We start from the raw sequence: 15,431 nt of genomic DNA, 5'->3' as shown, positions 1-15,431 counted from the left end.
CCCCTCAGCGCATCCCTCGCGGATCCGATGCGCTTTCGCCGAGGCCGGGCCAATAGTGGCTGTCCGGCAGCGGTCGCGCCCCGAAGATCGCCTGACCGACCCGCACGGTCGTCGCGCCCTCCTCGATCGCGATCTCGAAATCGCCCGACATGCCCATCGACAGCTCGTCGAGCACGACCGCGGTCGGCATGCTGTCGCGAAGCCGATCGCGCAGCGCGCGCAGCACGCGAAAGCATTCCCGCACCCGGTCCGCATCCGTGTCGAAAACGGCAAGCGTCATGAGACCGCGCACCCGCAGCGCCGAATAGACCGGCAGTTCACGTAGAAAATCGCTCACCGCCTCCGGCGCAAGGCCGAACTTGCTCGCCTCGCCCGACGTGTTGACCTGCACCAGGACATCAAGGCCCCGTCCCTCGTTTTGCAGACGCCGATCAAGCGCCGCGGCGAGCCGCAGGCTGTCCAGGGCCTGGAACTCGCGCGCGAAGCGGGCGGCGTACTTGACCTTGTTGGTCTGCAGATGCCCGATGAGACTCCAGGACACGGGCAAATCCGCAAGTGCCTCGGCCTTGGCGCAGGCCTCCTGAATCTTATTCTCGCCGAACTCCGTGAGCCCGGCGGCGTAAGCCTGTCGCAATCGCTCGACCGTCACCGTCTTGGTCACCGGCAACAGACGCACCTCGTGCGGCGCGCGTCCCACCCGCGCGCAGGCTCCGGCGATGCGCCGGCGCACCTCCTCGCACTGCTCTCGTATCGAGGCTTCCTCGCGTGTCTGCATACGCTCGATTCTGGCCGTGGCGTCGGTGGCGGCAGGTTCGGTGCCGAGTGGCTTCACCGGCTCGTTACCGCCAAGCTCAGCGCACGTGCGCCACCTCCTGCCCAAGCATCTCCGCCGTGACCAGCACCACCCCCGCCGGTGAAACGAAGAAGCGCTCGCGATCAGCGGCGTCATCCTCACCGATAACGGTCCCGCGGGGAATACGGCAACCCTCGTCGATGACGCAGCGCCGAATACGGCAGCCCTCGCCGACCACCACGTCGGGCAGGATGACCGCGTCCTGAACCTGGGCTCTCGGCCGCACGATCACCTGCGAGAACAGCAGCGAGTGGCGCACCTCCGCCCCTTGAATGATATCGCCGCCGGAGACCATGGAATCGATAGCGATGCCGCGATGCCCGGCATCATCGATGAATTTCGCCGGCGGCAGCTGCGCCTGATACGTCCAGATGGGGCGATCCTGATCATAGAGATCGAGCTCCGGCCCCATGCCGATCAGCTCCAGATTCGCCTCGAAGAAGGCGTCCACCGTCCCGACGTCGCGCCAGTAGGGCTGCTCCCCGCTGTGCGGGTCGGCGAAAGGATAGGCAGACACCTTGTCGCGGGCAATGGCAGCCGGAATCACATCCCGGCCGAAATCCCGTGAGGAGTCGATGTTCTCGGCGTCCGCGCGCAGCTGCTCGAAGAGGTATTCCCGCTCGAACACGTAGATGCCCATCGAGACCAGTGCCATGTCCGGCTTGCCCGGCATCGGATTCGGCTCCTTCGGCTTCTCGGTGAAACGCAGCACCCGCCCGCTCTCGTCCACCGTCATCACGCCAAATGCCCGCGCCTGCTCCCGTGACATCTCCACACAGCCGACGGTCATATCCGCGGCGCGTTCCACATGAAAGGCGATCATCGGGCCGTAGTCCATCTTGTAGACGTGATCGCCGGCGAGGATCAGCACGTAGCGCGGCCGATGCGCTTTGATGATATCGATGTTCTGATGGATCGCATCGGCGGTCCCGGCAAACCATAACGGCTTGTCGAGGCGCTGCTGGGCTGGAACGATTTCCACGAACTCACCGAACTCGCCGCGCAAAAACCCCCAGCCGCGCTGCACGTGCTGGATCAGCGAGTGCGCCTTGTATTGGGTGACGAGCTGGACGCGGCGAATGCCGGAGTTGATGCAATTCGACAGCGGAAAGTCGATCAGGCGAAACTTGCCGCCGAACGGTATGGCCGGCTTGGTCCGCCAGTCCGTCAGGTTGGCCAGACGCCCCCCCCGGCCACCGGCGAGAATGATGGCAAGCGTATCCCGGGTAAGCCGGCTGACGAAACGAGGGTTGCGCTCGAAATACATGATGGGACCGGCTCTCTTGAAGGCCTCGGCGTCAATGGAAGAGGCTATTTGCCTGTCGCAGCCGCCTGAGTAGGATACTTTGCCGCCGCGGCGCTGCCAAATACCGTCGCCGATTGACGCTGCAGCCGAGCCAGATCCCCGGGCCGATCGATATCGAAGCTCAGCGGCAGCTCCACCCAGCGCAGCCCGAGCCGATGCAGGCGCTTACGCGTCGCGGCCATCACCTTCGCTCCGCCCCACGGCAACGCTTGGAAAAGCAGCGGCTCGGGGCAGCGCAGCCCGACGAGCACGTATCCCCCGTCCTCGGCGGGTCCGATCACGGCGTCCGCACCAGCGGCGAGGCAGTCGAAGGCCCGCTGCAGATGCCACGGCGTCAACGCGGCGCAATCACCGCCGATGATCGCCGCGAATGGCACCGTGCGCAATGTCCAACGCATTGCCCGCTGCATCCGCCGCCCCAGATCGCCACACCCCTGCACGCGCAGGGTCACTGCGTGCTCTCGCGCGCGAGCGGCGAGCCAGGGATGCGCGCGTCCCGGAGCCGCCCACAGCTCCACCGGCGCAACGCGGGCCTGCGCCGCCGTCGCCAGCGTGCGCCGTAGAAGCTCGCGATAGCGCATGGCCGCGCCTTGCCGGCCATAGGCTACAGCCAACCGCGTTTTCACCCGCCCGGCAACCGGCGCCTTGGCAAAGATCAGCAGCCGTGCGGCAGGATACCTCACTTCGATACGCGCGCCTTTCATGCTCCGGGTCTGCGCTGAGGAGCCGGGGACGCCTCGTCCTTTTCATAGCGCCGCTGCAACTCCTGCGGGTCGGCCCCGCAAAAGTAGGCCAAGCGGAGGCGCCACATCAGCGCGATCGTGGACCATACGCCATCACGCTCCCAACGCCGTGCCGAGGTAATGAGCGGCCCGGCCAGACAAGCGGGACGCCCCCGGCGCTTGAGCCGCCGCGATAATTCCACATCCTCCATCAGAGGCTGATCCGGATAGCCCTCGAGCGCCTCGAACAAGGCCCGTTCCACGAACATGCCCTGGTCTCCGGTCGCAATGCCGCTGAGACAGGAGCGACGGTTCATCAGCCAGGCTACCATGCGCAACGCCCACTTTTGCTCAGTCAAGCGGACATCGAAACGACCCCAGCGGTAGCCACGCGCCAACGCCTGCATTATCTGCTCGGTCGCATCGCGCGGCGCCAGCGTATCGGCATGCAGAAACCACAGTACGGCAGCCGTTGCGCTCGCCGCGCCGGCATTCATCTGCCGCGCCCGCCCACGAGGGACAGTAGTGAGGACTCGATCGGCGAACGCCGCCGCGATCCCTCGCGTCTCATCCCGGCTGCCGCCGTCAACGACGAGCACCTCGTGCCCCTTTTCCCGAAAGGGCTGCAGCGAGCGCAGCATCGCCTCGATTGTTGCAGCCTCATTGAGTGCCGGAACGATAATGGCGATGGACATCGATTTTTCTCGCAGGTCAGTTGCGCCGCGGCGCCTCTACTGGTACACGAAAGGCACGAGTGATACACTGCGCGCCGCAAACAGACAGGGGCCGTAGCTCAGTTGGGAGAGCGCGACATTCGCATTGTCGAGGTCAGGGGTTCGACTCCCCTCGGCTCCACCAAGACACCAATAAAAACAATAACGTGCAAAGCAAGTTCGCAGCGTACCAACAAAAAAACCAACAACCATAAAACGCTTGCCATATGGCAGTGTACCAACAAAAAACCCGGCCGAAGCCGGGTCTGTGGTGGCGGTGTGCGGGTTATTCGTCCGTATCAATAACCTCGGAAAGCACCGAGAGGATTCTCGCGTTAGCACTGCGCATCAGCTCAAGCTCAGCTTCTTTGCGGTCGATGTATGAATGTAGGCACTCGGCAAGATCGAGCGTCGCTTCATCCATGCCCTCCGAGCTAACAAGGTCGCGAAGCTCATGGGAGCTGCGCGTTAAGTACAGGTACGCCGCGCGCCTTGTCCGGCCCAAGACCTTCTCGTCGCGCTCGCTATCCTCGACTTGCTCCATGGTGAGGGCGGGCTCGAACTCGATTGGGGTAGAATCGGCAATAGCCATCGCTGCAACCTCCTACTCAGGTTGTGGGGTGGTTAGAGCCGGCCCGGTGCCGTCAACACCTGGTCGGCTCGCTTCATACAAGCACGCCCGCCGCACCCGAAACAAGTTAAGTACGTCACAGAATGGCCGGCTGGCATGGCGGGGTTGTGTGACAGTCACGGTATTGAGCTGCGCAGTGCTCGATAGCTTCTTGTCTATGCCGGCCTCGGCGAGAGTAGGAGGCGACTCGGTACCTTTTCGGAACCGAGTCCTCTGCGCATGCCCACCATGAGCCAACCCCACCGTTTCCTTCTGAGCTCTGATTAGCTCACCCAGTCGGCGCTCGGCGCGTAAGCGCCGCTCATTTCCCGCTGCTATCAGCACCCGACAGCAGCTAGCCCGCAATCGTGGCTCACAGCGGCGTATAGGCCGTCTATCAGCGGCGTGGCGGGGTGCATGCATCACAGTGGCCTGATTTGTGCCTCATGGAATGTTATATGCAACCTTGCAAGCACCATTCCACTATGCAAAGCCGTGCCAGCTACCGCTTGTCGGAAAGTTGGTCGGCACCGCCGCAGGGGATCGGCTGGAGAGTGGCGTTTTGCCTAGGGTGGGACGGGTCGTCTAGTTAGAGCCGCAAACCGGCGCTTTTCTCGATCAGCCTGATTACACGGTCCACCGCGTCTCGTGCCTGGCCGCTGTCCTCGGCCGTCGCGTAGATAATGCTGCCGAGAGCCGCGCTCAGGAACAGCATCTGCGAGCGGGCGTCCATGGTGGCCAACTCGTCCAGAAAGGAGGATTCACGCTGCTCGTTCATAAAACCTCCTGCCCCACGGGGGCACCGGCCGCGCGGGGACAGGTGATAGGAGGCCCAACCCGCCGCCGGCTGTCGGGGTTGCTTTCCATGAAGCGGTGACTCGCCGACTAAGACCGCTGCCACGTACCGGCCGAAGCCGCCCCTCGTGGCCGGGGACTCGACTGACATCACTGCCGAGATTCACTTTCTACACCCGAGAACTTCAGCGCCGCGGTAATCTGTTCTTCGGGCAACCCAGCCTCACGCGCCAGCGCAAGCCCCTGGATAATGCCCGACAGCGCCCGCGCACGGCCGCCCGCGTCGTAGGCTTGCAGCGGTTGCAAGGTGTCGATGCTGACAGCCCCGCCGAGCTTCGCGCTCGCCTCCTGCGCGATCAGCGTTGCTATCGGCTGAAGCATCCAGCTCGCAAGGTGGCGCTGCGCCTCCCGGACAACCGGCCCAGTGGTGGCCGAGTCCATGAGCGCCGGCAGAACACCATAAACACCCATCACAGCGTTGCGCGCGGCCGCTAGCGTCTCTTGGGTCATTGCTCGACTCAGGTCCGGGGTTAAGTCCGAAGGCCGCCAGTCTGTTTGTGGCGTCGGTCCACCGGCCGCCGTAGTAGTCACCGACTCGCGCAGCAGCACCCGACCGCGCTGCCCTCGGAACGAACGTGCCAGGGCCTCGCGGTCCACGTCGTCCGCTTCGGGGAATGGCACCACCTGCGAACCAAGCGGGGCAGTCTCGAAAGTCTCGCTGAGCGCGGATTCAACCGCGTGCAATAATCCGGCGGTCAATGATGCACGGCGCAAGGGCGCCTGCCCACGCCAAGGTGCGGCCGGGTCTGTGCCCACCCTTACGTGCAACACTTCTGCCGCTAGAGCCGTCTCCTGGCTCCCGCCGCCCACGTCTGGGATGCTCAGCCGGTACGCGCGCGGCCTGCCGTCACGGGTAGCAATATCCCAATCCGATGCAGGGATCAGCCCGTCCTCGCGGATCAGGAAAACCGCCTCACCCTTGAGGCCGAGTGAACGCGCCGTCAGCGCCAAAGACTGCGGCGTGAGCAAGTCTGTACCCGACACTTCGGCAACGCTCAGGCCGCCTTCCCAGAGCCCCACACACGTTTGAACGGTTGCGGTCAGCTCGGCCGCGCCTCGGCTCCCGGAGATAACCGCCGCCCTGGCGGCCATTACCTGTTCGGTAAAACCACCCGTAGCGCGTTTCTCGACTGGCTCGGAGCGTTTAAACCAGCTCAGCAAACCCATTATGTCCTCCAAGGGCGCAGCAGGTCCGCCGCGCCGGAGTAGTGAAGCGCCTTCGCCTGCCAAGCCGCCGGTCGCTCGCTGGTCACCGAAAACGAGCCATCAAACTGCCGCGTACCTCTGGCGGCCACCCGCCCGATGTAGGAAGTATCGGCCAGGTATTCGGCCAAGCGGCGCAACGCCTCCATGACGGCCGAAGGTGGGCCTGACGTAACTCCTCCGACCGTAGCGGTGAATCGGTAGGTCTTGGCGTCGAGCTCGTAGCCGGTCGGGGCATCATCCAGGGTCACGCTCTCCCATGACAGGCTGGTGGTATTCCAAACCTCGAATGCGGTCACCGTGGCCGGTTTCAGCCGTGGCGACCACACACCAGGCCCCGCAACGATCCACGTCACCGTGCGCTCGCTCCAGCGGTACACAACCCACGACTCAAGGCGCCGCCACAGGGCGTCAAAATCCTGCTCCTGCGCCTTTTTCGATAAATCAGAAGATACCGGAAGCCACGGATAGCTAGATGGCTGTCCTTCAACTTCGCTGAGCACGTCCACCATCACCGCCACCTGTATGCCGCGCCAAGGTTGATCTTTCGCGCCACAGGCCGCCAATTGCGCGCCTCGACCTGCGATTCCTCATAGGCCGGACGCGTTACGATGCTCAGCTCATAGAGCAAAGCGGCCTTGATGGTACGAATCAGGGCATCACCCTCGGCGGGATCTTCCTCGGTGACTTCCTCGGCATCCGCAACCGCACGCTCGGGCGGGATACGGAAGCCGGGGGAGAGACCAACCGCCAGGCCGGCCGCTATCAGCGCGAGCGCGTCGCGGCCGTGACTGGTATCGGCCACCTCAGGCGTAATGCGCGCCTCGAAGGTCAACGCCTCGTCGGTGTCGGTGAGCATCAACGTATCGGCGAGCTTGGACGCTAGCGGCTTATCGAACGAATGCCCGACAAGCAGGTGAATCTCCGCAGCGGGGTCTTTTACCCGAAACTCAAACGCTCGGGGGGCGAAGCGCTCCTTGCGCGGCCGGCCACGGCGCCCACCGTCCGAAAACGTAGCGGTCACCCCGTAGGGAAACCGCCCGCCTAGAACGTGAGAGCCGTCGCTGTCCTGCCGAACGGTCAGCCGCGTTTCAACCGGGGCGTAGAGCATTACTGGATCCCGGTAAGAACTTCGAGTTGTGCCGCACGAGATATGGTTACATCCAACGTAACGAGGCCTGTTAGCCGCAGACCACCGGATGCCGCATCCGAGTAGGGATCGCGGATCAGATCCACTGCCCCCCACGTGGCAACGAACAAAGGCGCCTGCCCGCCCACGCTTGTGGTCAGCAAGGCCTTACTCGCAGCCGGGGAGCCGGTAGGCGCCGCCAGTGCGTTGCTGCTCATGACAATGTTGCCGGCGGGTACGTTGCGGGTTACACGGTCCCATTCTGTCGTACCGGAGCCGCTGTCGAAGATGGCGCCTTCCAAGGCGTCCCAGGTCTCCGGACGGATCAAGATACGTACCGCGTTCGGCGAGCCGGCCGCGTTGGCCGTCAGGAAACGAGTCACGGCCCCCCGAAAAGCAGACCAGGTTGCGTCAGCGTTAATGGCGGTCTCTGTGACGCCATAAGTACTCGTGCCAGCGACCACTCCCAACGGTTCGCCATTCGATCCGCTTCCAAGGAAAACGGTTTTATCCATCTCCTGAGCGATGGCGCCGCGCATGTCACGGCGAACGGCCTGCTCAATGCCGCCGGTGGACTTCAGAGTCCGGCGCGTCAGCTTCATTTGAACGCCTAACACCTGGTCCGGTTTCAGCGAACGGTCGGTCGTCTGGTAGGCAGTCGCGCTTGCCACGTCGCCGGTCTCGCTGGAAGCCCAGCCAGCCGACACGCTCGAAGTCGTGACCGGATACTCGACTTCGCCGGCACCGATGTTGATCATCGCCGCACCCATGGCGCCTGCCACGCTCTGCGGGAATAGTCGGTCAATGATGCCGCGCGTCTGAACCGGGTCAGCAACGCCGCTAGCCACGGTCTCTCCGGCGCGAACTTCCAAGGCCTCAAACGGCACCGGCACGCCGCGATAGCCGCCCTGACTGCGCAATTCCTGGACCACCTCGGCGGTAGCACCATCAAACTGCCGGCCTTCGTCCAGGTGGAGTGCCGCCTGCCGCATCTCGAATTTGTCGATCAAGCTGGCCCACTCGGAGCCCTCCCGCGTCTCCAATTCCGAGCCGACTTCCCGGCGCTCCGAATCCTCGGCAATCAGCGCGCCACGATAGCGAGTTTCATTGCTCCGATATTCGGAATCGAGGGTTTCAATTTCGCGGGTTTCTTCGTCGGTCAGGTCGTTTTTTCCGACCATCTCGGCAAGCTTTTGCCGGATTTCAGACTGCCGGCGCTGAATTCTGGTGCTTTCCAACATAACCAATTTTTTCTCCATCGATGGGAAAGGAACGTCTCACGACGTGCCGTGCACAATTTTAATCTATCATTTTCCTGGGGTATTGACAATTGCAATTAGCGCGTTTCTCCATTTCGCCCGCTCTTCATGCATTGGGTCAAACCCCATTTCGATTCGCGTTTTCTGTCCGTGGCATTTCGCGCAAAGCGTTTGCAGGTTATTAATCTCGAAACTCAATTCGGGCGCATCGCGCACGGCTTCAATATGATCAACTTCTAATCGACCACGCGCACCGCATTGCACGCATTGCCAATCATCGCGTCGTAATGCCTGAATGCGTAATGCCGGCCAGCGTTTCGATTTCTGCACCTTTCTGCTTGGCCGATTATATTTTTTTCTCAGGCCCACACAGGAGCCCTGACTTTTCGGACCGGCCTAGATTGCTGGCGGGAGCCTTCCGCAATAGCCAAGATCGCCGCCGCCGATGGATCAACGCGCCCGGTTGAGCGGGCCTTGCTCAGCTTGCCGTTGCCCGCCTCATCCATTGCCACCACTGAGTCGGACAGCGAGCTACGCATAAGCAGGGATTCAGCCGTGGCAATACTGCCGTCAGCCACTGCTCGCTGAAAACGCCGCACATCCTCGCCACCATCACGCCAGCCCATCCCGCGCCATATAACCGGGGCCGTCACGCCCTCGGCCTCCACGGCCTCGCCAACCTCAGCCTGTTTGAATCGGTCGGCCACGATGCAGTTAATGGGCGAGCCCTCCACGTGCTCCACCGTTTCCGCGATCCACTGCCGCGTGGGTACGGTCTTGTCGCCAATCGTCCGCAGCTCGCCGCGCCGGTACATCTCACTGTAGCGGCTGCCCACGTGGTCGTTGTGTCCACGGGCGAGAAGGTCGGGCGAAGTAGGGAACCAGCCGCGCACCTCCAGCCGTCCGGTCTCCGGCCATAGGAACGCGCTGGCGGTCATGGATGCCGCGCCGCCCAGATCAAGGCCGATGATGACCTCGCCCTCGCGGGTCGGAAGCGGATCGCACTCGCAGCGCAGCCAGTCGTCCAGGTGGACAAGCATGTCCCGCCCCTGAGCCGCCACGCGCTCATTACGGTGCAGGTTGCGGAATGCGGCCAACGCGGAACCGCCGCGCTCCATCGCCTGTTGCGCCTGCTTGAGCAGCCATTCGGGCCGCGCCCCGATTCCCTCCACGGCGCCGGGATTGGCAATTAGCAACGATTCTTCATCGTCCGCCGGCAGGCCGGGCGCGGGTCTGTGCTCTTGCACATAGCAGCCCGTGGGTGGCCTGTCGCACCACTGACTGAACGAATTAGTGTCGTCTGGTGCGCTGGTGCTGATAATCAGCATGCGGCCGTCACGCTTTCCGAGAGACGTTAGCAACGCGGCCTCCATTTCCTCGCCACGCCCCGGCCGCCATGCCGCACGCTCATCGCAGATAACCAGCGTCGCCCCGCCGCCGAGTGCCGATTTCCCATCGGCCGATATGGCCCGCAGCTCGTGGGGTCCGTCCGCCGCCTGGAAGGTCATGCTGAAATGCGGGTGCGTCCGCGTCGCCACGTCCTCGAACGTCACCATGTCGTCGGGCAGGCTCTCCAGGAACGATTGGGCGAACCGGAAGGCAATGGCGGCCTGGTCTTTCGTCCGCGCCGCGATCACGCACTCCCGCTGCGGCTGCACCCCCCAAAATCCCAGGGTATGGGTCAACGCCAACGCCGCCGACGTGGCCGACTTGGCATTGCCACGGCCAACCGACCACACGCCCACGGTCACATCATCATCCAGCGACCCATGGATAAATCGGCGCTGATAGTCGGCCAATCGCAGCCGCTGGCCCGCGAGCCTACCTTGCGGAACGATCAGCCGCTCTATGGCCTGTACGGCCTTCTCAGCCTCGCTCATTAAGGCATCTACAGGTCCAGGTGTGAAACAGACGACCCACCCCCGCGTGCCGCCCCCTAATTTCGCGCCGCACCATTGGGACCAATTGCCGCTTTCTCACGCAACCTCCGCGCGTTTCGCCTTAATCTCGTTGAACATCCGCTGCGCCTTTATCCCGTTCGCCAGCAATTCGCCGTCGCGCATAAGCAACCACTGCCCACGGCGCCCGCAAGACTTGCACCGCTCGTACTCAAGGTCAGTTCCCCGATACGTGGCAATCCTTGTGTCTGTAATTCCGCCGCAGGGACAATTCATACTTGCCGCCACCTCGCATAACGATATAAAACGCATCCGCCGGGTAGATGTTCTGCTTTCACGTTTGCTCGACGACTAAGTAATTTTTTGTCTGCATGATGTTGGGATTGTGTTCCCTGATTCCGTTCCATTTCCTCGACTGCGGCTCTTAACATCCGTAGGTATGCATCGCTTGCCGTCACGTTTTCCCCTCTCGTCTCTAGAGCATATATGGTGGCGTCAGCCGCTAGGCTGGCGCATAGCTCTTACTGGATATAAGAGAACATTGATATCCCCTTGATGTACCCTTGACTTACCCTTGATACCCCCTTGATGTCGACCGCTCATGCAACGAGCCTCATATCGCCATCTGCAATACGGCGGTAGAGATTCACGTATTGCTCGCATCGCTCGGTATAATCGGCATACCAAGCAGCCGTCATACTGGTTTGCGGCCTATAGCGAAGCCTCGCCACTCCAATCATCGTGGCGGCCTTCATATGGCGAAGCACAGGCACCATTAGCTGGTAGCCAAGATTCCCGTACTCACCTGGTAGCCGTTCGTAGAAGTCCCACAGAGCGTCTCTTATCTTGTCGGCGTGCTCATCCCCGCCAATCGGGTGAACCAGCTCTGCGTCCTCTCCTTCGCCTTCTACAAGGTGCGGAATCCATTCAAGGACGCCCGTATCCTCCAGCACGGTGAGGTGGTCCCAAACTTCGCCCTGTTGACGATCTGCGTAATCTTTTAGCGGGCCCTGTTTGCAGCAATACCGGAGATCCGATCTGTCGAACCCATAGACTGAATACTGGCCTCGGTCGAGAACATGCTCTCGCGTGTAGGGCCAATAAAGAATGTTCCGAGATACGCCTGAATCTTCAATTAATTCCTGGCTTTCATATAGCAAGATAAAAGCCTCTAGCGCTGCAACGTCCTGACTCTGGCGTATTCTCATAATCGGCGGGTTTTCGCCATCAGCGCCGGTAATTATCGTATTGGGCAGCCATATCGGGTTCTTAGGTTTCGGCAGTTTGTAGAGCGGTTTTTTCGCCGTGCCGCGTTTTTGTACAAGTCTTTTTTTCACAATTAAATCAACGGCTGTCTTGGCTCGACGCCATGACATGCCGCCATATCGCCTTACCGCTTCCGCGCTCCAGGCGGTAGTCACATTGTCGCGACCTGTGCCACTCGCCATCACCAAGTATGCGGCTGCGGCATTCATGCCTAGCTGCGTTGTTTTCTTCCATGAATCCCTATCGACAGTAAAAAAGTTACCGTTCGCCATGATCGCCCTCCACAATCCGAAGGGCCTGCTCTGGCGTATCAGCACGGCCGAGCCTCACCAGAATGGCCACCATGATCTGCCGACGGCTCAGTCGATCTAGGCGGACTCGTTGAAACCAGCGCCGCCATGCGTGCACTCGCGGTGCTGTTCCGTTATAATTCCTGGTGTCCGCTATCGTTTCATCCGCGCCAGGGTTGCCGCCCTGGCGCTTTTGTTTCTGGTTCATGCGGCCTCTCCTTCCTGCATCGCCGCTTCCTCGAAAGCAATCAAATCTTCGAGCCTAAAACGGGTCGTATTGGCGCCGAGTTTTAATGGCTTGTTTAACGCCCCGACTCGTACCCAGCGCCACACGGTTAACCGTGATATACCATAGCGCTTTGCAACTTCTCGATCCCATAAGAAATACTGAACGGCATTCATATATTTTGGCTTGAGCATCCTCAGTTTAGTAGTATTACGCGGTTCTACGCTGGCACATAACGTAATCGAGTTTAGCAGAGAGCGTACTCAACAGATTGCTATAAATAATGTTCCACAGTGTTCCACGCGTAGCAATAGCCCACTAAGCCGTATCTTGCAGTAACGAGCGTTATTTTCTGGATAATCTTAATAGCCCGTAGAGCACCGTCGTATGAACGCATCCGCCAAAGGCACCAAGTTCTGCACGAGCAATCAGAAACGAAACAGAGGGAGATATGAGGAAAAAGGAATGGAGTTATAGGCTGGCAATTATGGCGGGGGTTAAGGTTAATCTCCGGTTCTTATCGAGATCACTTTATTTAGATCGGCATCGCTAACATGTTCCTCGTTGCAGAACCGCGCCCAATCGTGCATTAGCCGCTTGCGCTGTGGCAGCAGCTCGTCACGAGCATAAGCAGCCCGCGTTGCATCTGTGGAAACGTGCGCGAGTGCGAGTTCTGACACTTCGTCAGGGTAAGCGCTACGGTTGCGCGCCCAATCTTTGAATGCGGATCTCATTCCGTGCGGCACCGCGTCTACGCCCATTCGTTTTAATACCGCAGCAATACTCGCATCCGAGAGCGCCCCGCCGCGTGGTGCGGGGAAAACGTAATCTTCACTGGCCTCAAGGCTCTTGAGCAGCCTCACGGCATCGTCAGATAACGGCACGCGATGCGTTTTGCCCGCCTTTATCCGCTCGGCCGGCACCGTCCAGACGCGCGCCTGCAAGTCGATCTCGTTCCACTTGCAAAACCTTACCTCACTGGATCGTGCAGCCGTGAGAATCAGAAACTCCAGCGCCCGCGCGGATATGCCCTCGCGCTTGCGCAGTGCCGCCATGAATTCGCCCATCTGCTGCCACGGCAGCGCCCTGTGATGCTCAACCTTTGTAATCTTGCGCGGTGCTGCCAAGACTTCCTTGAGATTGCCATCCCAACGCGCCGGGTTCTCGCCTGAGCGGTATTTGCTCACAGTCGCCCAAGTAAGCACTGCCTCCGTGCGCTGGCGCACCCGCGTGGCAGTTTCGGTTCGCTCATGCCAAATCGGTTCCAGCACCTTGAGCACATGCGGCAACTCAATACTGGCGACTGGCAATCGGCCGATAACCGGAAACGCGTGATTCTCAAGCGAATTAATCCAGTCGCGGCGATGCTTGCGGCTTCTGAATTCGGCCTCTTTGGTGGCATGGCATCGACGTGCAGCCTGTTCGAACGTCAGCACCTTGGCTTGAGCGGCTATAAGCGCGTCTCTCGCGGCCTTTCTATCGGCTACCGGGTCTCGGCCATCCCGGATGGCTTCTCGCAGCTCCCGCGCCTTCTCTCGTGCTTGGGCAAGCTGCACGTCAGGATAACCGCCGAGGCCCATATCCCGGCGCTTGCTGCCAACGACTGCGCGCAGTATCCAAGTTCGCGCGCCCGATCCGGTTACTTGAAGGTGCAGGCCGGCAACACCGCCAACCGCATAGAAGCCCGGCGCAGTCAATCGTCGAACCTCGACAGCGGATAGCTCTTTAGCTTTCTTCGGCATGGGTTCGGTTCCCTGGTTGTCCACCACAATGGGATTATTTATTCCCACTTTATACCCAACATAAAAGATAGCATTGCACGCACCGGCACGCAACGGGACACAACAAGGGGATGACGTAAGTTATTGTTATGGATGGGCGCTTGCAACGGCACGCAACGGCATGTAACCTTAGATATGTGGTCCTCGGCTCCACCAAACCCTCGCGGCGATGCCGCCACGCCGGAAGCTTCGGCGCGCCCCCAGGCCGCAGTGCACTTGAGTGTAACCTCTCTATCCCGCCCCGGTAGCTCAGTCGGATAGAGCGATCGCCTCCTAAGCGATAGGTCGCAGGTTCGAATCCTGCCCGGGGCACCAACGTGGCGGGGGCTGTACCGCGGACGGTTACAGACTATACCAAGGGCTCGGTGACCCTCCTTTGTCGAGGGCACTTCGAGCGGATACGGCGCAGGCGAGCAAATACGCGGATAGGGGTCGGGCTGAGAGTTCCCGTGATGGTCAGCGGGTAGCCGTTCGGGCGCCATTTTCGAGGCGAAACGGCCGCTTGTGGTGAGCGCATCGCAATGCCTTCGCGGACCTGGCTCAGCGCCGTGCTTCTCACCCGTGGCTTGCGGGGAAAGCCCCCCGAAACGGTACTCACCAACGGCCGCGCACATCCGATATTCGCGCCGAAAGACCTGATTGCCGCCCCTGGCATGCCGGTGTGCAGAGCGCACTTCCTGCAGATCCATCCCTTCGCTTCCCGGCTGACTCGCACAACTCCCTGTGAGCACCGATTCGGGGGAGGCCTACCCCAATTCTCCGACACGGACATTTACGAATAATTCCTTGGCAGCGGACGAAATCCCCCAACCGCCCACGAGAAGCGGTTGCTGGAACCATGTCAGAAGCCGCTTTGTCAGTGATCATGACGTGGATCATGAAAGCACGGCGGCAAAAAACCAGACCGTTTGATTCCAATTACGGTCGAGAGGAACAGGGACCATGAATATTCAATTAGCGCGCATATATGATGACAAGAGCAAAAAAGGCTTCCGTGTGCTCGTCGATCGGATATGGCCGCGCGGTATATCAAAAGCTGAAGCCAAGCTGGATGATTGGTGGAAGGATTTGGCACCAAGCGCCGGGCTACGTAAATGGTTCGGTCACGATGCAGACAAATGGAGCGAATTCAGAGAAACATATATGCACGAGTTAAGCGAAAACAAAGAAAAAGCGAAAAAACATCTCAACCACATGCCTATCCGCTTAGCACCTAATGTATATTAGACGGCATTTCTGCTGTGAGCTGGGAGCAAAGAATGGGTGCAGAGGACCCGGATCAGCTTTGGCGCGAGTTTCCGAAGACGTTGTTGGAGTTCG

The 15,431-nt window shown here is 60.9% G+C and carries 17 protein-coding genes and 2 tRNA genes; 3 read left to right on the top strand and 16 right to left on the bottom strand.

What is annotated here, in order from left to right:
• Positions 1-4: 4 nt before the first annotated feature.
• The 4 genes from AC52Q4_RS03375 to AC52Q4_RS03360 are packed head-to-tail and all read right to left on the bottom strand — an operon-like array spanning position 5 to position 3,576.
• Positions 5-832 (bottom strand): YggS family pyridoxal phosphate-dependent enzyme, encoded by an 828-nt coding sequence (locus AC52Q4_RS03375; protein WP_495535390.1) that lies wholly within the window; start codon positions 830-832, stop codon positions 5-7.
• A 19-nt stretch (positions 833-851) separates the two neighbouring features.
• Positions 852-2,120, bottom strand: a complete 1,269-nt coding sequence (gene glgC / locus AC52Q4_RS03370) for a glucose-1-phosphate adenylyltransferase (protein WP_495535389.1) — start codon at positions 2,118-2,120, stop codon at positions 852-854.
• Between the two features lie 44 nt (positions 2,121-2,164).
• Positions 2,165-2,863 carry a TIGR04282 family arsenosugar biosynthesis glycosyltransferase gene (locus AC52Q4_RS03365; RefSeq protein WP_495535388.1) on the bottom strand — a complete coding sequence of 233 codons (699 nt, stop codon included), beginning with the start codon at positions 2,861-2,863 and terminating at the stop codon, positions 2,165-2,167.
• Entirely contained in the window at positions 2,860-3,576 is a 717-nt protein-coding gene (locus tag AC52Q4_RS03360; RefSeq protein ID WP_495535387.1) for a TIGR04283 family arsenosugar biosynthesis glycosyltransferase, read from the bottom strand. The genes AC52Q4_RS03365 and AC52Q4_RS03360 overlap by 4 nt, the downstream gene beginning before the upstream one ends.
• Before the next feature lie 87 nt (positions 3,577-3,663).
• On the opposite strand from AC52Q4_RS03360, the gene AC52Q4_RS03355 reads away from it, so the two are divergent.
• Positions 3,664-3,739: transfer RNA gene (locus AC52Q4_RS03355), tRNA-Ala, on the top strand.
• Between the two features lie 141 nt (positions 3,740-3,880).
• Here AC52Q4_RS03355 and AC52Q4_RS03350 read toward each other — a convergent pair.
• The 12 genes from AC52Q4_RS03350 to AC52Q4_RS03295 all read right to left on the bottom strand — a co-directional run bounded on the left by AC52Q4_RS03350 (position 3,881) and on the right by AC52Q4_RS03295 (position 14,072).
• Positions 3,881-4,186 (bottom strand): hypothetical protein, encoded by a 306-nt coding sequence (locus AC52Q4_RS03350; protein ID WP_495535386.1) that lies wholly within the window; start codon positions 4,184-4,186, stop codon positions 3,881-3,883.
• A 607-nt stretch (positions 4,187-4,793) separates the two neighbouring features.
• Positions 4,794-4,982 (bottom strand): hypothetical protein, encoded by a 189-nt coding sequence (locus AC52Q4_RS03345; protein WP_495535385.1) that lies wholly within the window; start codon positions 4,980-4,982, stop codon positions 4,794-4,796.
• Between the two features lie 167 nt (positions 4,983-5,149).
• Positions 5,150-6,226, bottom strand: a complete 1,077-nt coding sequence (locus AC52Q4_RS03340) for a phage portal protein (RefSeq protein ID WP_495535384.1) — start codon at positions 6,224-6,226, stop codon at positions 5,150-5,152.
• Entirely contained in the window at positions 6,226-6,774 is a 549-nt protein-coding gene (locus AC52Q4_RS03335) for a hypothetical protein (protein ID WP_495535383.1), read from the bottom strand. Before AC52Q4_RS03335 ends, AC52Q4_RS03340 begins: the two co-directional genes overlap by 1 nt.
• Positions 6,774-7,373 (bottom strand): HK97 family phage prohead protease, encoded by a 600-nt coding sequence (locus AC52Q4_RS03330; RefSeq protein ID WP_495535382.1) that lies wholly within the window; start codon positions 7,371-7,373, stop codon positions 6,774-6,776. Before AC52Q4_RS03330 ends, AC52Q4_RS03335 begins: the two co-directional genes overlap by 1 nt.
• On the bottom strand, positions 7,373-8,650 hold the full coding sequence (locus AC52Q4_RS03325; protein ID WP_495535381.1) for a phage major capsid protein: 1,278 nt from the start codon (positions 8,648-8,650) through the stop codon (positions 7,373-7,375). The genes AC52Q4_RS03330 and AC52Q4_RS03325 overlap by 1 nt, the downstream gene beginning before the upstream one ends.
• A gap of 48 nt (positions 8,651-8,698) precedes the next feature.
• Positions 8,699-9,019 (bottom strand): HNH endonuclease, encoded by a 321-nt coding sequence (locus AC52Q4_RS03320; protein ID WP_495535380.1) that lies wholly within the window; start codon positions 9,017-9,019, stop codon positions 8,699-8,701.
• Entirely contained in the window at positions 9,010-10,530 is a 1,521-nt protein-coding gene (locus tag AC52Q4_RS03315) for a terminase large subunit domain-containing protein (RefSeq protein ID WP_495535379.1), read from the bottom strand. The genes AC52Q4_RS03320 and AC52Q4_RS03315 overlap by 10 nt, the downstream gene beginning before the upstream one ends.
• A 617-nt stretch (positions 10,531-11,147) precedes the next feature.
• On the bottom strand, positions 11,148-12,086 hold the full coding sequence (locus AC52Q4_RS03310) for a hypothetical protein (protein WP_495535378.1): 939 nt from the start codon (positions 12,084-12,086) through the stop codon (positions 11,148-11,150).
• On the bottom strand, positions 12,073-12,312 hold the full coding sequence (locus AC52Q4_RS03305) for a hypothetical protein (RefSeq protein ID WP_495535377.1): 240 nt from the start codon (positions 12,310-12,312) through the stop codon (positions 12,073-12,075). Before AC52Q4_RS03305 ends, AC52Q4_RS03310 begins: the two co-directional genes overlap by 14 nt.
• Complete coding sequence (locus AC52Q4_RS03300) at positions 12,309-12,506, bottom strand: helix-turn-helix transcriptional regulator (RefSeq protein WP_495535376.1); 198 nt, start codon at positions 12,504-12,506, stop codon at positions 12,309-12,311. The genes AC52Q4_RS03305 and AC52Q4_RS03300 overlap by 4 nt, the downstream gene beginning before the upstream one ends.
• A 327-nt stretch (positions 12,507-12,833) precedes the next feature.
• On the bottom strand, positions 12,834-14,072 hold the full coding sequence (locus AC52Q4_RS03295; protein WP_495535391.1) for a tyrosine-type recombinase/integrase: 1,239 nt from the start codon (positions 14,070-14,072) through the stop codon (positions 12,834-12,836).
• 277 nt (positions 14,073-14,349) lie between these two features.
• Here AC52Q4_RS03295 and AC52Q4_RS03290 point away from each other — a divergent pair.
• Positions 14,350-14,426, top strand: a tRNA-Arg gene (locus AC52Q4_RS03290).
• Between the two features lie 627 nt (positions 14,427-15,053).
• Complete coding sequence (locus tag AC52Q4_RS03285) at positions 15,054-15,338, top strand: DUF488 domain-containing protein (protein WP_495535375.1); 285 nt, start codon at positions 15,054-15,056, stop codon at positions 15,336-15,338.
• Positions 15,339-15,431 lie beyond the last annotated feature (93 nt).

The sequence above is a fragment of the Nitrococcus sp. genome, assembly GCF_059432795.1.
The sequence above is the reverse complement of the archived record's forward strand: the minus strand, read 5'-3'. Positions and strand labels throughout refer to the sequence as shown.

What these genes read in the sequence shown, in the direction of transcription:
- AC52Q4_RS03300 (WP_495535376.1), bottom strand. Translation starts at nt 12,506, where the DNA reads ATGAATGCCGTTCAGTATTTCTTATGGGATCGAGAAGTTGCAAAGCGC.
- AC52Q4_RS03345 (WP_495535385.1), bottom strand. Translation starts at nt 4,982, where the DNA reads ATGAACGAGCAGCGTGAATCCTCCTTTCTGGACGAGTTGGCCACCATG.
- AC52Q4_RS03325 (WP_495535381.1), bottom strand. Translation starts at nt 8,650, where the DNA reads ATGGAGAAAAAATTGGTTATGTTGGAAAGCACCAGAATTCAGCGCCGG.
- AC52Q4_RS03305 (WP_495535377.1), bottom strand. Translation starts at nt 12,312, where the DNA reads ATGAACCAGAAACAAAAGCGCCAGGGCGGCAACCCTGGCGCGGATGAA.
- AC52Q4_RS03335 (WP_495535383.1), bottom strand. Translation starts at nt 6,774, where the DNA reads ATGGTGGACGTGCTCAGCGAAGTTGAAGGACAGCCATCTAGCTATCCG.
- AC52Q4_RS03330 (WP_495535382.1), bottom strand. Translation starts at nt 7,373, where the DNA reads ATGCTCTACGCCCCGGTTGAAACGCGGCTGACCGTTCGGCAGGACAGC.
- AC52Q4_RS03295 (WP_495535391.1), bottom strand. Translation starts at nt 14,072, where the DNA reads ATGCCGAAGAAAGCTAAAGAGCTATCCGCTGTCGAGGTTCGACGATTG.
- AC52Q4_RS03365 (WP_495535388.1), bottom strand. Translation starts at nt 2,863, where the DNA reads ATGAAAGGCGCGCGTATCGAAGTGAGGTATCCTGCCGCACGGCTGCTG.
- AC52Q4_RS03285 (WP_495535375.1), top strand. Translation starts at nt 15,054, where the DNA reads ATGAATATTCAATTAGCGCGCATATATGATGACAAGAGCAAAAAAGGC.
- AC52Q4_RS03360 (WP_495535387.1), bottom strand. Translation starts at nt 3,576, where the DNA reads ATGTCCATCGCCATTATCGTTCCGGCACTCAATGAGGCTGCAACAATC.
- AC52Q4_RS03315 (WP_495535379.1), bottom strand. Translation starts at nt 10,530, where the DNA reads ATGAGCGAGGCTGAGAAGGCCGTACAGGCCATAGAGCGGCTGATCGTT.
- AC52Q4_RS03310 (WP_495535378.1), bottom strand. Translation starts at nt 12,086, where the DNA reads ATGGCGAACGGTAACTTTTTTACTGTCGATAGGGATTCATGGAAGAAA.
- AC52Q4_RS03340 (WP_495535384.1), bottom strand. Translation starts at nt 6,226, where the DNA reads ATGGGTTTGCTGAGCTGGTTTAAACGCTCCGAGCCAGTCGAGAAACGC.
- glgC (WP_495535389.1), bottom strand. Translation starts at nt 2,120, where the DNA reads ATGTATTTCGAGCGCAACCCTCGTTTCGTCAGCCGGCTTACCCGGGAT.
- AC52Q4_RS03350 (WP_495535386.1), bottom strand. Translation starts at nt 4,186, where the DNA reads ATGGCTATTGCCGATTCTACCCCAATCGAGTTCGAGCCCGCCCTCACC.